General features: G+C 40.3%; 16 protein-coding genes and 1 riboswitch. Of the genes, 1 reads left to right on the top strand and 15 read right to left on the bottom strand.

From position 1 onward, the window contains the following. Positions 1-104: 104 nt before the first annotated feature. A complete protein-coding gene (locus tag ABE34_RS08110) occupies positions 105-1,916 on the bottom strand; it encodes an ABC transporter ATP-binding protein (protein ID WP_197141620.1) in 1,812 nt (603 codons plus the stop codon). Beyond that, positions 1,913-3,646, bottom strand: a complete 1,734-nt coding sequence (locus ABE34_RS08105) for an ABC transporter ATP-binding protein (RefSeq protein WP_197141618.1) — start codon at positions 3,644-3,646, stop codon at positions 1,913-1,915. The genes ABE34_RS08110 and ABE34_RS08105 overlap by 4 nt, the downstream gene beginning before the upstream one ends. Before the next feature lie 278 nt (positions 3,647-3,924). On the opposite strand from ABE34_RS08105, the gene ABE34_RS08100 reads away from it, so the two are divergent. Beyond that, positions 3,925-4,824, top strand: a complete 900-nt coding sequence (locus ABE34_RS08100; protein WP_346655540.1) for a M23 family metallopeptidase — start codon at positions 3,925-3,927, stop codon at positions 4,822-4,824. A gap of 97 nt (positions 4,825-4,921) precedes the next feature. Here the strand turns inward: ABE34_RS08100 and ABE34_RS08095 are convergent, their stop codons facing one another. From ABE34_RS08095 to tnpA, 13 genes are all read right to left on the bottom strand, one after another. Further along, the gene (locus tag ABE34_RS08095) at positions 4,922-5,962 is read right to left on the bottom strand and encodes a ribonucleotide-diphosphate reductase subunit beta (protein WP_197141616.1); all 1,041 of its coding nucleotides are present in this window, start codon (positions 5,960-5,962) and stop codon (positions 4,922-4,924) included. 12 nt (positions 5,963-5,974) lie between these two features. Then, positions 5,975-8,188 carry a ribonucleoside-diphosphate reductase subunit alpha gene (locus tag ABE34_RS08090; RefSeq protein ID WP_197141614.1) on the bottom strand — a complete coding sequence of 738 codons (2,214 nt, stop codon included), beginning with the start codon at positions 8,186-8,188 and terminating at the stop codon, positions 5,975-5,977. A gap of 162 nt (positions 8,189-8,350) precedes the next feature. Beyond that, a riboswitch (cobalamin riboswitch) is annotated at positions 8,351-8,538 on the bottom strand. A 110-nt stretch (positions 8,539-8,648) separates the two neighbouring features. Beyond that, positions 8,649-9,332, bottom strand: a complete 684-nt coding sequence (locus tag ABE34_RS08085) for a hypothetical protein (RefSeq protein WP_206700625.1) — start codon at positions 9,330-9,332, stop codon at positions 8,649-8,651. Continuing rightward, positions 9,329-9,823, bottom strand: coding sequence for an ECF transporter S component (locus ABE34_RS08080; protein WP_197141612.1), 495 nt, complete (start codon positions 9,821-9,823; stop codon positions 9,329-9,331). The genes ABE34_RS08085 and ABE34_RS08080 overlap by 4 nt, the downstream gene beginning before the upstream one ends. Before the next feature lie 238 nt (positions 9,824-10,061). Further along, a complete protein-coding gene (locus tag ABE34_RS08075) occupies positions 10,062-10,454 on the bottom strand; it encodes a bifunctional adenosylcobinamide kinase/adenosylcobinamide-phosphate guanylyltransferase (protein WP_197141610.1) in 393 nt (130 codons plus the stop codon). Then, a complete protein-coding gene (locus tag ABE34_RS08070; protein ID WP_346655538.1) occupies positions 10,403-11,002 on the bottom strand; it encodes a histidine phosphatase family protein in 600 nt (199 codons plus the stop codon). Before ABE34_RS08070 ends, ABE34_RS08075 begins: the two co-directional genes overlap by 52 nt. Beyond that, positions 10,975-11,751 (bottom strand): adenosylcobinamide-GDP ribazoletransferase, encoded by a 777-nt coding sequence (gene cobS, locus ABE34_RS08065; protein ID WP_197141608.1) that lies wholly within the window; start codon positions 11,749-11,751, stop codon positions 10,975-10,977. The genes ABE34_RS08070 and cobS overlap by 28 nt, the downstream gene beginning before the upstream one ends. 40 nt (positions 11,752-11,791) lie before the next feature. Then, positions 11,792-12,367 (bottom strand): bifunctional adenosylcobinamide kinase/adenosylcobinamide-phosphate guanylyltransferase, encoded by a 576-nt coding sequence (locus tag ABE34_RS08060; RefSeq protein WP_197141606.1) that lies wholly within the window; start codon positions 12,365-12,367, stop codon positions 11,792-11,794. 12 nt (positions 12,368-12,379) lie between these two features. Next, positions 12,380-12,994 carry a histidine phosphatase family protein gene (locus ABE34_RS08055; protein WP_346655537.1) on the bottom strand — a complete coding sequence of 205 codons (615 nt, stop codon included), beginning with the start codon at positions 12,992-12,994 and terminating at the stop codon, positions 12,380-12,382. A 252-nt stretch (positions 12,995-13,246) separates the two neighbouring features. Next, positions 13,247-14,395, bottom strand: coding sequence for a pyridoxal phosphate-dependent aminotransferase (locus ABE34_RS08050; RefSeq protein WP_197141604.1), 1,149 nt, complete (start codon positions 14,393-14,395; stop codon positions 13,247-13,249). After that, positions 14,382-15,338, bottom strand: a complete 957-nt coding sequence (gene cbiB, locus ABE34_RS08045) for an adenosylcobinamide-phosphate synthase CbiB (RefSeq protein ID WP_197141602.1) — start codon at positions 15,336-15,338, stop codon at positions 14,382-14,384. Before cbiB ends, ABE34_RS08050 begins: the two co-directional genes overlap by 14 nt. After that, the gene (locus tag ABE34_RS08040) at positions 15,335-16,018 is read right to left on the bottom strand and encodes an adenosylcobinamide amidohydrolase (RefSeq protein WP_197141600.1); all 684 of its coding nucleotides are present in this window, start codon (positions 16,016-16,018) and stop codon (positions 15,335-15,337) included. The genes cbiB and ABE34_RS08040 overlap by 4 nt, the downstream gene beginning before the upstream one ends. A gap of 155 nt (positions 16,019-16,173) precedes the next feature. Further along, the gene (tnpA, locus tag ABE34_RS08035; RefSeq protein WP_197141399.1) at positions 16,174-16,650 is read right to left on the bottom strand and encodes an IS200/IS605 family transposase; all 477 of its coding nucleotides are present in this window, start codon (positions 16,648-16,650) and stop codon (positions 16,174-16,176) included. Between the last annotated feature and the right edge of the window lie 52 nt (positions 16,651-16,702).

Genomic DNA, 16,702 nt, shown 5'->3' with positions numbered 1-16,702 from the left:
ACGAAAGAATACACAATAAAAATAAATTTCTAATTAATTTTTTGCAGAAAATAAAAAAGCTGTCTAATAAGTTTTCACATACTTACTAGACAGCCTTCTTTAATTTATTCCACTTGCTCCAGTAAAAGTTTTTGCTGGAGATTACTATACATACCTTGTTTTTTCATAAGCTGCTCGTGATTTCCCTGCTCCACAATTTCACCTTGTTGAATAACAAGGATTTGATCGGCATTTTCGATTGTTTTTAGGCGGTGTGCAATGACAAAGCTTGTGCGCCCCTGCATTAAATGTTGGAGACCTTTTTGAATATCAACCTCTGTTTGCGTATCCACACTGGATGTAGCTTCATCCAAAATTAAAATATCTGAATTTTCAAGAATTTCCCGGGCAATAGCTAATAATTGGCGTTGACCTTGACTTAAGTTTGCCCCACCTGCCTGAACAGGTGTATCATATTGCGCTGGTAAATGTTTAATAAAATTATGGGCATTCGCGATTTTCGCCGCTTCTTCAACCTCTGCATCTGTAGCATCCAGTTTACCGAAACGAATATTTTCACGAATCGTTCCGGAAAATAAATACGGATCCTGTAAGACGACACCAACTCTTTGACGGATTGTTGCCATTTTATAATCCTCGATATTATGACCATCAATCAAAATTTCACCTTCATCCACATCATAAAAACGAGTTAACAAATTGATAATCGTTGTTTTCCCTGATCCCGTTGGACCGACAAGAGCAATCGTTTCACCCTTCTTCGCTTGGAAGCTAATATTTTTCAGTACTGGCTTCTCTGGCAAATAGCTGAAGGAAACATTACGAAATGCCACATCTCCTTTTAGGCTTTGGCAATCAATGGCATGCTTTTTATCTGCTACTTCTGAAGGTTCATCTAAAATTTCGAAAACTCGCTCTGCCCCTGCAATCGCCGACTGGAAGGTGTTCAATAGATTAGATAACTGATTCAACGGACGGAAAAATTGACGTGTATACGTGACAAATGCGGCGATCACCCCAACTGAAACGATCCCTTTTACCGACAAAAATGCCCCTGTGCCAATGACAACAGCTAAACCTAAGTTATTCATAAAGTTATTAATAGGGCCAAGTAGACCTGAAGTAATTTCTGCTCGCTGTGCCGAGTGACGGAGATTTTCGTTCTGCTTATGGAACGTCTCAATCGTTTGTTGTTCTGTCCCAAAAAGCGTCACAACCTCTGCACCCGTAATCATTTCCTCAATATACCCGTTCAGCTTCCCTAAATCACGTTGACGTGCCGCATAGTTTTTACTACTACGTTTAACAATTTGCTTCGTCGTAAAAACAATTAAAGGAATAATAGTCAGTGTCACGATTGCTAGCTGCCAACTTAAAGAGAACATAGCAATACTAACACCGATTACTGTTAAGACCGACGATACGATTTGTGTCACACTTTGTGCAAGTGCTGTATTTAAATTATCAATATCATTGGTCACACGGCTCATTAAATCACCGAGTGCTCGCTGATCGAAAAATCTAAGCGTCAATGTTTGTAGCTTTTTAAACAGTTCCAGACGTAATGTACGAATTGTTTTCATCGCCACATGAATCATGACATATGTTTGTAGCCACGTAAAAATAGACGCAACTGTATAAATAACGGCTAGCACAATACCAAGACGAATCGTACCAGCAATATCTTTTTTCATAATATATTCATCAACGATATGCCCGATTAAGTACGGTCCTGCTAGGCTTAAAAATGTAGAAGCTACTACAAAAAATATAGAGAAATAAAGTCCTATTTTTTGCTGCTTCACATATTGCCACACACGATTGATCGTAGCTTTTGGATTTCTAGCCTTTTCAGCTGGTCCAGCCATACGTGGTCCGCGTCCAAAATTTATTTGCTTTGGTTGACTTTGACTCATTGTTGTACACCAGCCTTTTGCTGTGAAGCGTAAATTGCTTGGTAGTATTTATTATTTTGTAATAATTGTTGATGTGTACCTTGACCAACAATTTCGCCGTCCTCTACTACTAAAATCAGGTCTGCCTCTTGAATAGAAGCTATTTTAGACGCTACGATAAACGTCGTTGTGTCATTATAATGAGTGCTAATAGCTTGCTGAACATGTTTTTCAGAGGCACTATCAAGAGCAGATGTTGTATCATCCAAAACTAAAATAGCAGGCTGTCTTACGAGTGCACGTGTTAACGCTAATCGTTGCTTTTGACCGCCAGAAAGATTAGTCGCCCCCTGTGAAAGTTCATGTGCTAACCCTTTATCCAGTCGGTCCACAAATTCAGTAGCACATGCTGCATCTAGAGCTTTTTGTAAATCCACTGACGTTGCATCCTCCTTACCAAGACGGATATTATGATCGATTGCACCAGAGAACAGCAAAGCTTTTTGAGAAGTAAAACCGATATGCTTGCGTAAAGTGGATAATGCATAATCCTTTAGAGGCTTGCCATCCAAGTGTATTTCTCCACTCGTTGGGTCAAATAAACGTGGTAATAGCTTCACTAGCGTTGATTTTCCACTTCCTGTTTTTCCGATCAAACCTACCGTTTGCCCAGGCTTTACGGAAAATGTAATGTTTTTCAGCACATCTTCAGCCGATTCATAATAACGATAGCTCACATTTTGAAAGTCAATCGCCCCTTGAATTGGCGCTGTAAGTGGATTTTCCGCTTCCTTAACCGCTACTTCTTTATTTAAGACGTCCACGATTCGCTCTCCTGAAGGAATCGCACGCGCAATTTGCATCAATACCATACTAGAAGTCATCAATCCATTTAATATAATCGTTAAATAGTTAATAAAAGCTAGAATTACTCCAACCTTTAAAGTACCGGCTTCTACCTTAATGGCACCAAGCCAAAGTGCTGCTACAATCCCTAGATTGACAACGAACATCGTAAACGGCACGAGCACGCCAACAATTTGCTCGGCAGTAATAAAGCGCTTCGTCAGCGTATCATTTAGAGCGCTAAATTGTTCAATCTGTTGCGTTTCACGACGGAACGCCTTCACAACACGAATCCCCGCTAAGTTCTCCTGAAGCTTCGTATTAACACCATCAATTGCCTCCTGCACTCGACGATACAGGACACCCGAGTACTTGGTGAAAAAGTACATCGCAATAATTAAGAGCGGCACGATAATAAGGAGTATCGAAAATAACTCACGTGCCGTCACAAAAACAATAATAACGGCTCCAATAAATAATAAAGGACCACGCACAAAAATACGCAACGTCATCATAAACGCGCGTTGAACACTTTCTACGTCACTCGTTAAAATCGTAATAAGCTTCCCTGTTGTAAAAGTGTCACGTTCCTTTGCCGAATACGTCATCATTTTTTCATAAAGTGACTGACGAACATCCGATGCAAAATGGATAGCTGCCTTCGAACTATAATAAGAGCAACCTATCCCACCAACAAGTCCGAATACCGCACTGAGTAGCATCCAAACAAACATTTTCAGCACATACGGATTGTCGCCATTCGCAATACCCGTATCAATCATATGCTGCATAATCGTCGGCTGAAGTAAATCCATCGTAACCTCTAGTACCATTAATAATGGTGCAACTAAGGTAAAAAATTTATAGGGCCCTAAAAACCCTCCTAACTGTTTTATTGCCTGCATTCCTTCGACTCCGTTCTTTAATTCACATTCATTATTAATTATAACTGAAAAACATTCTCAAGTGGCATTATTTTTTCGGGTCTCGTAATATTTGGGACACGATTGATTATTTATGTAGGTTTCGGTAACTGTAGAAGTTGTTTTTGAATAGCTTATAAGGAAGTTCTAACATAGAGATTCATTTACTTAATCTCTATGCTAGAATGAAAATTAGCATGAGGTAAATATTACCAATAATGTTATAGCTTGCATAAAACATCATAAGGGGATGAGAAAAAGTGTTTCCTATCGTTTATACTATTGGTTTGCTAATCATATTGCCTGCGAGCTTTATTATTTCGTTATGGAAAGCTCCATTTAAAAGTAAACTAGAATGGTTATTGGACTCATTGGTAACTACAGCACTAATCGTTTGGTTATTTCAAGCTGGAAACTGGAGTTGGGTCGGATATTATGTTCGCTTTCTTTGGTTGATTCTTTTGATTGTCACTTTTATTTTTTCTTGGAAAAAGGTAAGAAATTTACCGTTTACAATAAAATATTCACTAAATCAAAAGTTTTCAATTGGTATTTACATTTTACTTATTCTCGTTTTTGGTATGTATAATGCTTTGGTCGTAAAAAGCTATACAGTAGCCGAAAAAGGCATTGAATTATCCTTCCCACTTAAAAATGGCACCTACTATGTCGGACAAGGTGGTAATCAGGTGGCAATGAACTACCATCAGGCCCATCCAGGACAAAAGTATGCATTAGATATTTTAAAATTAAATACGATTGGAACCCGCGCTAGTGGACTATATCCAGAAAAATTGAATAAGTATCAAATATTCGAAGATCATTTATATAGTACTTGTAATGGGAAAGTAGTCAACGTCAAAAATGATTTACCTGATTTAACTCCTCCTAAATCTGATTCAAAAAATTCCGTGGGAAATCATGTCACCCTTTCATGCGAGAACTATGGTGCGACCGTTTTATTAGCTCATATGAAAAAGGGCAGCATAGTAGTGGCAAAAGATGAAAAAGTAACAACGGGCCAAAAACTCGGAAAAGTAGGAAACTCGGGCAATACAAGCGAACCACATTTACACATTCACGCCGAAAAGGATGGAAAAGGTGTACCGATTACATTTAATGATCGCTTTTTAGTGAGAAATAGTTTGGTTCGATATTAGATATCCCCCCCTCCCTTAATGTTTATTGTAGTTTGACTCGTTCACCCTCATAAAAAATACACCGCAATGTTTTTTCAACATTGCGGTGTATTTAGTATTACAAATCATCAAAGCCGTTATCTTCTACATTGACCTTCACATATTGGCGAGAACGTTGCTCGAAGAAATCTGTTTTTCCTAAGTCAACATCCTCATACGCTTTTACCCACTTCAATGGATTTTTGCGATAGCCTTCAAACGGACGTTCTACGCCAAGCTGATTACAGCGTACGTTTGCATAGAAGTGTACGTAATCATGCACATCTTCCACATCGAGGCCATCAATTTTATTGCCAATCACTTCATTAGCCCAATCGATTTCTAGCTGCACCGCTTCACGGAAGATTTCCTGTACACGTGCCGCACGTTCTGGTGTATCGTACTCAGGATATTCCTCTAGTAGCTCCTGATAAATTTTCACAAATAAATCAACATGTAGCTGTTCATCGCGATTAATATAGTTAATCATCGTCGACGAGGCCACCATTTTTTGATTGCGTGCTAAATGATAGAAGAACGCGAAGCCAGAATAGAAGAATAAACCTTCCAAAATAACATCATAGACAATCGCTTCTAGCATATTTTCAACAGTTGCTTCCTCTGAAAATGCTTGGTAGCCTTTAATTACGAAGTCATTGCGTCGCTCTAACACTGGCTCTGTACGCCAAAAATCAAACGTACGATCCTGCTCGTCTTTGTTGACAATACTTGATAGCACATAGGAATAAGAGTGATTATGAATTACCTCTTGTTGCGCTAAAATAATCATTAATGCATTTAAGCTTGAATCTGTTAAATAATCCGCTACTTTCCCTGCAAAATCAGTTTGCACACTGTCTAATAGCGCTAGTAAGCCAATGATTTTTAAAAAGGATTCCTGCTCATCAGCTGATAGCTGAGGAAACTGCTTAACATCATTGCTCATATTAATTTCAAACGGAGTCCAGAAGTTACCTAGCATTTTTTTATACTTAGGATAAGCCCAGCTAAAACGCACATCGTCCCAGTTTAAAATGTTAGAAGAGCGTCCGTTCACAATACCTGTTGAACGGTTCGGTGCTTCTTTATCCATAATTTGTCGTTTTGTAATAGTTGTCATGGTTATTTCCTCCTAGCTCGCGCAAGACTCACATTCTAGCAATTCTACAGACGTTGAGCGTACATAATATGTCGTTTTCACACCGCTCGCCCAAGCGTTCATATGCAATGCCAGTAAATCTTTTGCCTTAATCGTATTTTGAACGTATAAATTAAGTGAAATGCCTTGGTCGATATGACGTGCTCGTGCAGCATTTTGCTTGATTGTCCAATTTTGATCGATGAAATAAGCAGATTTATAATACCAAGTTGTCACAGGTGATAGATCTGGTACTGTTACTGGAATTTTGTAATCCTTCTTCTCTTCTGAATAACTCTTTTGGAAAATAGGATCAATCGTAGCCGTACTACCCGCTAAAATGGATGTTGATGAATTAGGTGCAACCGCCATAACATAGCCGTTACGCATTCCTTTTTCAGCAACCGCTGCGCGTAATTCATTCCATTTATGACTGTCGTAGCCACGTTTGTCAAAATACGCACCAGTATGCCAATCCGAGCCTTCAAATAATGGGTAAGCTCCTTTTTCACATGCTAAATTGTTAGAAGCACGAATTGTTAAGTACGCAATTTCTTCATATAGCTTGTCCGCAAATTCTACAGCTTCCTCAGACTCCCATTGAATTTCTTTCAAAGCTAATAAATGATGCCAGCCAAATGTTCCAAGACCAATGCCACGGTAGCGTAAGTTCGTACGCTCTGCTTGTTTTACTGGAATTGTATTTAACGCAATAACATTATCTAACATACGTACTTGAACCGGGATTAATCGTTCTAAAACACCAGCCGGTACAGCTCTACCTAAATTGATAGATGATAGGTTACATACAACGAAATCACCAGGCTTGCGACGTGTTACGATGACATCATCTTCTAGAGTAATAGATTCGAATTCAGTGGGTGACATATTCTGGAAAATTTCTGTGCACAGGTTCGAGCTATAAACCATTCCCTCATGCTTATTCGGATTCATACGATTTACTTCATCTCGATAGAACATAAACGGCACGCCAGTTTCAAGCTGTGAACGCATAATTCGCTTCATAATATCAATCGCTGGCACAACTTCACGGCTTAATAATGGATTCGCGATACATTCTGCATATTTAGTACGGAAAGTGCCATCACCCTTTTTCTCATCGTAGAAATCCTCTAGTGAAAAGCCCATAACTTCTCGTACTTCATGTGGATCAAATAAATGCCATTCTCCACGCTCTTCAACCGTTTCCATAAATAAATCCGGTAAGCATAGCCCTGTGAAAATATCATGGGCACGTAAACGCTCATCGCCATTGTTTAAGCGTAAGTCTAAAAACGTAAAGACGTCTTTGTGCCAAACATCTAAATAAACAGCAATAGCTCCTTGTCGTTGACCTAGCTGATCGACTGAAACCGCCGTATTATTAAGCTGTTTAATCCATGGTAAAACACCACTAGATGCACCTTTAAAGCCTTTAATGGATGAGCCTCGGCTACGAATTTTGCCCATATAAACACCAATACCACCACCGTACTTCGATAATGTTGCAACATCTGTATTCGTGTCATAAATACTTTGTAAACTATCATCTACGGTATCGATAAAGCAGCTAGATAGCTGGCCATGTGTTTTACCTGCATTTGATAATGTAGGTGTTGCCACAGTCATATATAAATTACTCATTGCCCAGTAAGATTCACGTACTTTTTCTAAACGATTTTCTGTTTCATCCTGCATAAGGGTCATCGCAATGACCATCCATCGTTCCTGTGGTAGCTCTACTGGTTTTTTTGTATAATCACGGACTACATAGCGGTCCATTAATGTTTTTAAGCCAATATACGTAAACAATTCATCTCGACTTGATTCTAAATAGGAAGCGAGTTCTTGAAGATCCTGCTCACTATATTTCGTTGTTAAACTTTCATGATACAAACCAGCTTCTGTATAGCGTGCTAATTGTTCTGGGAAACCTTTATAAACATCTTGTACTGAAACGCCACGGCGCATTGCAAATTGATCATACAGTTTTTCTAAATAAATTTGAGCTGCGACGAATGTCCAGTATGGCTCCTCTTCATCAATTAGGCTAAGCGTTTGTAATATCATCGCATCCGCCCATGCTTCAAATGTCGCATTGTCGTTTTTTCGTAGCCATCGATCCGATAATCTTACAAAACTTTCGAGTTCTTCCTCCGTATAACTTTTCTTGAGCTTAGCAATTTGCTGTTCGATTTGAATTGTCATGTATACATTCTCTCCCTTTCTTTCTCCAGCAACACAAAAAGCGATCACGCAACATCTATCGGTTACGCGATCGCAATAAAATCGGAAATGGAAATGAAGGACATGCACACTAAAAAGTGGACAAATCTCTCGCCTCCACTTCTCAATCCCCGAAGAATGTGTTGCTGTCTTGAACAAATCGGCAGGTCTCCTGGCTCATGCTTCCTCCAAATGATGGCCTTCCCATTCTTTACAGTGGCCTATTCATCATTTGTCAGCACTTACAGTTGCGGGGACAGCTTCGGCCTAAGATGACTCTTTTCCGAATTCCCTTTTAAACCATATTTGGTACCGCTCGTCCAAAATACTATATATTGTGTTTTAACTCCTAAACAAATCTAACATATAGTGTTTACAGTTGCAATAGGCGTTTTGCCCCTTGAATTTTTTAAAGTGCTACTTTTTCTCGAAGCAAGCCCGATTACAATGCAGTTTTACGTAGTTTTTCAAAATTTCTAGGAAAATATTTTTGTACTTGCTGCTCTTTTTCTGGATCAATTCCTAGCAAAACTACCGCACATGGACCAGCCGTTTTCTCAACATCTAATGAACTCTTGACCTGTTGCTCGCCAAAAAGTCGGCTAAATTCTGCTTGTAAACCTTTTGACCCTACTGGCCATACTTGCTGCACGATCCCCTCTTTCCACGCTTGAAAAATAGGTTCCAGCTGTGCGACATCTTCAGGCTGCGCAAGGATTTCATTGCCTACAAGCGGCAGACCATATGTGTACCAACTTAGCTGCTCATGCTTAGTTGTTGAGCGCTCTTGCTGCTCACCAAGCATTGTTATTGACAGACCTGATTGTAAAGTTGGCATATTGGTCTCTGAACTACCGTCTATTTGCGGACAAAAAAGACCAGCCTCCTCAAAAACCTGCTGAATGCCTGCAACATAACGAGACCACGCAGCATCCCCTGAAAAATTAGCAAGTAGAATATGCCTTGGTAAAGCATTTGCAGCAAGCTGCTCTAAAAATGTAACACATGCAGTAAAATATGCTGTAAGCTGATCTGGAGCAGACACAACATCTTGTAGCTTTTCACCAATTGCAGCGGCATTATCGGTTGTCGCAATGAGCTCGCCTATTTTTATTGCATTTCTCAATGGACTCGACCTTCCTTACGCACAAACACCTTCGACAGGATTGGCATCGCCACCGCAACGATCACTAAATTTATGAGTGTTGCCAGCGGAAGACTAGTCAATGACGTCCAGTAAAATGCCGGACTAATGATAAAGTAAAATGGTAAAGGTGCCACGACACCGTTTAATATAAGTGCCACAGGCCATTTCCAAAAATGCATGCCTTTTTTATGCATAACCCCAAAGATCCATACAACGATAAACATTTCCACTGCGATAATAATATGTAGTGGTCCAAAAGGGAAGCCAGTAGTTAGGGCTGAGATAAAATGCCCAATGGCTCCCGCAACCCCAGCTAATACTGGAGATAAAAATACAACGCTCAAAAATGCTGGTGCAGCGTCAAGCGCAGCGGTTGTAATAAATGTTGGAATTTTAATGACTGCACCTACTGCACAAATTGCCGCTACCATGGCAGTAAGCGTCAATTTCATCAATTTTTGCCGATCCATTCCATTTCCTCATTCCTTTAAATTTTTTTATAATAGCGTGGTGTTGATTTCCGTTCCGGTTGGGCGCTTTCCTGGGGGCGTCCGATGAGCCGCTTCGCTGCGCTGCAGGGTCTCATCTGTGACGCTAATCCCCAAGGAGTCGCCCAACCTCCACTCCAATCAACTTATTTACAAAGCATACGTCCTTGGAATTCTTATCCCCAAAATGAAAAGCCTAATAAATTTTTTTAAAACTATATCATTTGATTTGTTCCCCGATACCGTACCAAATGCGTACGACTTGTTCGGCTTCGGCAAACAACGACTGATACAAACGCCCACATGTATCACGCAATAATCGTGCCTGTTTGTCCATTGGCACAACTCCACGTCCCATATCGGTCACTATTATATAGACGGCACAATTTTCTTCAAGAGTCTTTAGTCTTGTCAAAATGGTTTTGACAAGGGGTTCATCCTCCTCAAGATCTTGTGTCACAAGCCACTTCTCTATGTTTTTAATAACTAGTACATCACAGGCTGGAGCGCAGTTAGGTAGATGGCCATCTACTAGCTCAACTTGTCGCCCTGCAAGCAATTTCATAACATAGTCGGTTTTTCCACTATAGGCTCCTCCGATAAAGACATGCATCTCGCTCCCTCCTCCCAAGCCTTTCTTGTAAACGTTAAAGAAAACATTTTATCATGCGGCGTTTGATAGGACCAAAAAGGTTGCTCAATTGGAGCAAAGGCTACGAGTAGTGCTCGAATAACGCCACCATGGACAACGAGATGATACACATCTTCCCCTTTTGGTAATGCTGTGAACCCTTCCTTAACCCGTGCACAAAAGACATCAAAGCCTTCTCCCCTTGGAGGCGGTGACTGTACCGGATTATCTAACCATGCACAATAACGACTATCTGATTTCAAGTCCTCATATGTGAGCCCTTCAAATTCTCCGAAATTCGACTCTCGAAATCTCTTATCAGGAACGTATGCTGCATTCGGAAAATAATGGGCAGCTGTTTCCCTACAGCGCCGTAAATCACTACCGTACACCTTCGTGACATCTTGATCTACAATAGGTAATAAAGATGCATCCGCTAATGAGGAATCTGTCCAGCCAATATAACGTTTCTCTAAATTTTCCTTTGTTGGTGCATGTCTCATTAAGCGCACAGTAACAACGTCACCCACAGTACAACCTCCATTCCTTCAATTGATGCCCCGAGTAAATCTCCCGAAACACCGCCAAAGTTGCGCACTGTAAATTGCCGAAAGACTAAAAAGGCAATCGCTAATACAGCCATCAACACAAATGGAACCATTGTGAAGCCCGTTACAAAAAACATGCTACTGTACGCAACAACAAGTGTTAAAAGCATAAAGCAAATAAGTAAACCAGGCTTAATATGTGTTTTAAAAAAGAAGGCAAGCCCCCTTTCCTTTGAGCACTTTAGTGACATAAAATAAAAGCTCATACCTACTCGTGTACATAACGGAATAAATACAAGCATCCACAGTTCAAACTTTTGCTGTACGAATAATTCGTGAAGTATGACAAATTTACCAAGCACTAAAAATAGCACTGAAAGCACACCAAATGCACCAACACGTGGATCATCTAAAATTTCAAGCCGCTTCTCACGATCTCGATAGGAAAAATAAGCATCCCCCATATCAATAAAACCGTCTAAATGTAGTCCACCAGTAAATATGGCAAATAATCCGATAATCACAAAGGCAAGTAAGACCTCGCTACTTGCCGTCCATTCCGTTAAACCATAGATCACAGCAGCCACTGCTGTACCCATGAGTGCCCCTATCCATGGCAAAAAGGCGAACATCCCTGTAATCGTTGCCTTCGTTAAAGGAATTTCTTTATGTACTGGCAAAACTGTAAAAAATTGAAACGCAAGTTGTATGCTATGCCAGATATTTTTCATCGTCTTGCCTACCTTCTTTTTATTTTCAAAGCGTTATTCATTATTTCCATTTCTTTACGACACCATAATTGATTTCATACGCCTCATCTGCTTTAGACACGAACCATTGATGTAATTCCCCAAGCATTTGCCGGTATAACTCTACTTCCTCGTTCGTATATGGTGGCTCATCAAATAATTCGTTTGAGACGATAAAAAACGTCACCCTTTTCTCAAGTAACGTCTCTACCGCCTCTTTTAAACCTTCAAGTTTCTTTTCTAAACATCCAGGTTGTTCCACACAGGGGTTTCCCGCGTCAAAACCTTCGTAAAACGCATTCGTTAGCCACGTAGTAACACAGTCCCATAACACGACATCTCCATCAGTCAGTTTATGCAAAGTATCTGCCATTGCATAAGGTGCTTCTATCGTCAGCCACTCGATATTTTGTGCTTGTCTGTCTGCCTGATGTCGAATGATCCGCTTCTCCATTTCACGATCCAACGCTACGCCGGAAGCAATATAAATAAGTCTCTGTGCTTGCATGGACTCTGTTTGATAGTAAGTAACAGCCGCTTTTTCAGCAAAGTGGGATTTACCACTGCGTACTCCACCAGTAATAAAAATCAGTGGCAATGGTTTCCCCTCCTATTGTAAATGTTGAACGTTACCGATCTCCTGAACGAACCATTGTTGATCGACTTGTTCAATAATCGTTACACTTGTACCATGAATAAATGGCTCTGCCCACAGCTGATCGACTCTTCGCCCTAAAATAGCGTTAATGATACATTTAATCGTTACAGCGTGGGACACAATTAACACATTTTTCTCTGGATATTTTTCTGCAATTTTCTTTAACGTAAACATCGCTCGTTCTGTAACCGTACCAAAGCTTTCCGTATGGGTTGCAACGAATTGTCCAGGATAATCAGTATATAATTCATAATCCGGATAAGAAATCACGATGTCCTCGACTGTTTTTCCTTGCCAATCTCCTAAAAAAATCTCCCGTAAATTATCCTCATCATAGATTGAAAGCTGTCGATCAGCTAGAAGAATTTGCATCGTTTCCATAGCACGACCACTTGAACTGCTATATGCCGCTGTAAAATTAATATTTTTCAAATGATCTCGAAGTTTTTCTGCATGTAAAATACCATTTTCGGATAACGGCGAATCTAACCATCCTTGTAGCCGTTTCTCTTTATTCCACATCGTTTCGCCATGTCTTACTAAATAAAAAGTCGTCAGCTTTCTCACCCCTTATTACAATCAATTATGCCTCGCCATAATTGCGTCCAGAATCGGCTTTGTGCTAACACAAAGGACTCCTCTGCGATTCTGTGACATCCGCCGGAGGCTTTGATGTTGGTCACTCAGTCGTGTGTGTTGTTGTTGCTCCCGCTTCGCTTTCGCACAGATAAATTGCCACAGGTTGTGGCGCTCTTAGACTGAGTTCCTCTCATCCAGCAAATATCTTTTGTAGCGAAAGCGAAGCGATAGGTACAGGTGTTAGATACCCGTTGAAAAGCAGCTTAATTCTGTATTCATATCACCATCTATAGAGGTGGGAGACTTTTGCTGTATGAAGTTAAACCACGCCTGCAAACAATTCTGTAAATACGTCATGGCTACAATATCTTTAATCCCAATACGGAACCATTCGCCATTTAAGCCCATAAAATTTTTTGTATGACGCAGTACGACGCCCTTTGATAAACAATATGTAAAAAATGTATCTGCTTGCTGATTTTTCGGTAATGCAAAACATACATAGTTCGTTACACTATTTGTCACTTGGCAACCATGTTCCTGTAAATAGCTCTGTAGCGATTGTCGTTGATTTTTAGCATAGGCAATGGCTTGCTCACAATATGCGCGTTCATCTAAACAACCTGTCCCGATAACGAGAGCAAAGGCATTCAAGTTCCAATGCGGTAGAATATACTTTAGCTCAGTAACAACTACCGGGTTCGCCACTAAATAGCCTAGGCGTAATCCTGGAATCGCATACATTTTTGTCATCGAACGAACAACAATCAAATGAGGGTTTCCTGCCACATATTGGATTAATGAATAAGCTTCATCTACCCAGTCAATAAATGCCTCATCGATGACAAGCTCACAATTGACCTTTGCACCGTGAGAGATTAATGCGAGAAGCTCCTCTTTCTTTGGAAGCACCCCTGTTGGATTGTTCGGTGTACAAATATATAAAGCATCCGCGTTCACCATTTCACGCTTCAGATGCTCCATTGGCAATGTATAGTGAACAATATCCTCTACAATAATAGGCACAATTTCAGCGCCTGCAGCTGTTAATGTTCGTTCATATTCTGAAAAAGTTGGATGCACAATAATAACACGCTTATTAGCGTAGCGTCTAACTAAAACACTAAATAGCTCAGATGCACCATTTCCTAGTAATATAGAATCTTTTGGCACAGCATGAAAAGCTGCCACCTTTGATAAAAACGGCTCACCGTCCGGATCTGGATAACGTTGAATGAGCGGATAAAATGTCCGCCAACGTGCCTCGACAAACGGTGGTGGCCCTGCCGAATTCACATTTTCGCTAAAATCATACACCTTTTCGGGCATATTAAGTCCTAGCTGATGATAAACATTTTGCGGATTTGCTCCGTGATTAGGTAATTGCAAAAATTAACACCTCCACTGATAACATGACTAGCGTAAAGAGCAAGGTCGCGATGCGCATATGAATCACTGACGTTGCAATATGCTCTTTTGTTAAAGGGAGCAATTTCACGCCCATTATTGCTCGATAAGAAACGACACCCTTATATGTATTTTTTCCACCAAGCTGAACACCTAATTGAACAGCTGTAGCTGCTTCTAAATAACCACTATTAGGACTTGGATGCTTTTTCGCATCTTGTGCCCACCGTTTTAAGCGCTTCCCGAGAGATACATTCGTTTCATTTTTCGTCCCTAGCACCATAAGTAAACCTGTTAATCGGCTTGGAATAAAATTAAGTACATCGTCTAGCTTTGCTGCAAACATACCAAAGTCTTTATATTGTTCGTTTTTATAGCCAATCATAGAATCTAACGTATTAACAGCTTTATAACCCCATAACCCAATAGCACCAAATAAAAAGGCATAAAATAATGGAGCTGTTACGCCATCACTCGTATTTTCGGAGACTGTTTCCACAACACCACGAACAATTTCATCCTCGTCAAGTTTCTCCGTATCACGGCCGACTATCCAGGATAGCTTCACACGAGCTTCAGCAAAATCGCCTTTGACGAGCGGTTCATAGACAGCCATCGCCGCTTCCTTTAAGCTACGCTGTGCTAGTCCAACCCCAATAAGTAAACCCTCAACCACTATGCCAAATAGCAGGCTAACCTTATAGCTTAGTAGCATAATGGCCGTCACAACAAACATCGTTGTACCAACTACAGCGAGCGCCATTACCATACCACGGAGTTTTCTCATTCTTCCTTTATTCCATAACTCTGTTTGAGATTGAATGAGTTTTCCAATCCAGCGTACCGGATGAGGCATTTTAGGAGGATCACCCACTATTAAATCAAAAACAAGCCCAATGATACAGGCAATCACCAGTGCCATCATAACGGATTTTCCTCCTTATCTTTTTTATATTTTTGAATGGCCTCGCGCATCGTTTCATAAACACCGTGGCCAATGATTTTTCCAAGCATCGTAATCGGCCCAGCATATTGATGGTAGTCACCTTCCTCTGTTGAAGCAATCAACAAGCTATCCGTTGAAGTACCTGTAGCTTGTGTACCCGTTGTCGGATCTGTGATGCCTTCATCAATAAGTGCCTTAACCTTTGCCTCTGTCGTAGAAATCATCGCTTGAAATAATGCTTCATCCGACAATCTCCCATTTATCAGTACCCACGTATTAATAGTCCCCGCATGATACTGCTCCTGACGATGAAAAGCACGAGTAATATCAACAGCATTGCCAAGACCTGCAGTAATCATGATGACAAGATGAATGCCTTCATATGTAAACTCTCGGACTGTTGCATACCGTGCATAGACTGCCGTCATCATCGCCACCGTATTGTCAATTGGAAATCCCTCAGACTGTAAAAACCTTTGCAATTCTAGTTGTGGTTTTCGCTCATCATACGTATAGGGCACTGAACGATTCATCAAATGTGTATAAAAGCCAAAGCCCGGATTATGTACGGCTGAGGATACAACCTTCATCGGTGAATCTGTTTGGACGGCAACATAATGGTCAGAAATATGAATATCGCCCTTGCGAAGTACTGACATGATCTCGCCTCCTATTCAGAAAATAATCAGAACCACCAGTCTAACTGGTGGTTTGCTCTACGCGTGAAACGCTGGGGTACTGACCCACGTCTAAAGACATACTGAAAGGTCCGCCAACCGCACTCCGTTTTCACGCTACCACTAAAGTGGTTTTATTATCTTCGCTTTTTTGCTTTTATTTCTTCTCCTGTAAATGGATCAATGAATTCTTTCATGGTCATTTGATCCTCAAGAATATCCTCTTGTAATTGATTTTTTATATATTCCTGAATGATTTTTCTGTTTCTTCCTACTGTATCTACATAATATCCACGACACCAAAACTTCCTGTTTCCATATTTGTATTTCAGGTTCGCATGTCGATCAAATATCATTAAACTACTTTTCCCTTTCAAATAACCCACAAACGATGAAACACTTAATTTTGGTGGAATACTTACCAACATATGAATATGATCAGGACATGCTGTTGCTTCAATAATTTCTACGCCTTTTCTTTCACATAACTGGCGAAGAATTCTACCTACATCTACTTTGATTTGCCCATAAATTATCTGCCTTCTATATTTTGGCGCAAAGACGATGTGATACTTACAATTCCATGTTGTGTGTGCTAAACTTTTATTATCCATTTGGATCCCCTTTCGTACGAAGTCGGTTGACCAGACCTGAATTCATTGTACG

The sequence above is a fragment of the Lysinibacillus sphaericus genome (assembly GCF_015844675.1).
GTDB lineage: Bacteria > Bacillota > Bacilli > Bacillales_A > Planococcaceae > Lysinibacillus > Lysinibacillus sphaericus_E.
The sequence above is the reverse complement of the archived record's forward strand: the minus strand, read 5'-3'. Positions and strand labels throughout refer to the sequence as shown.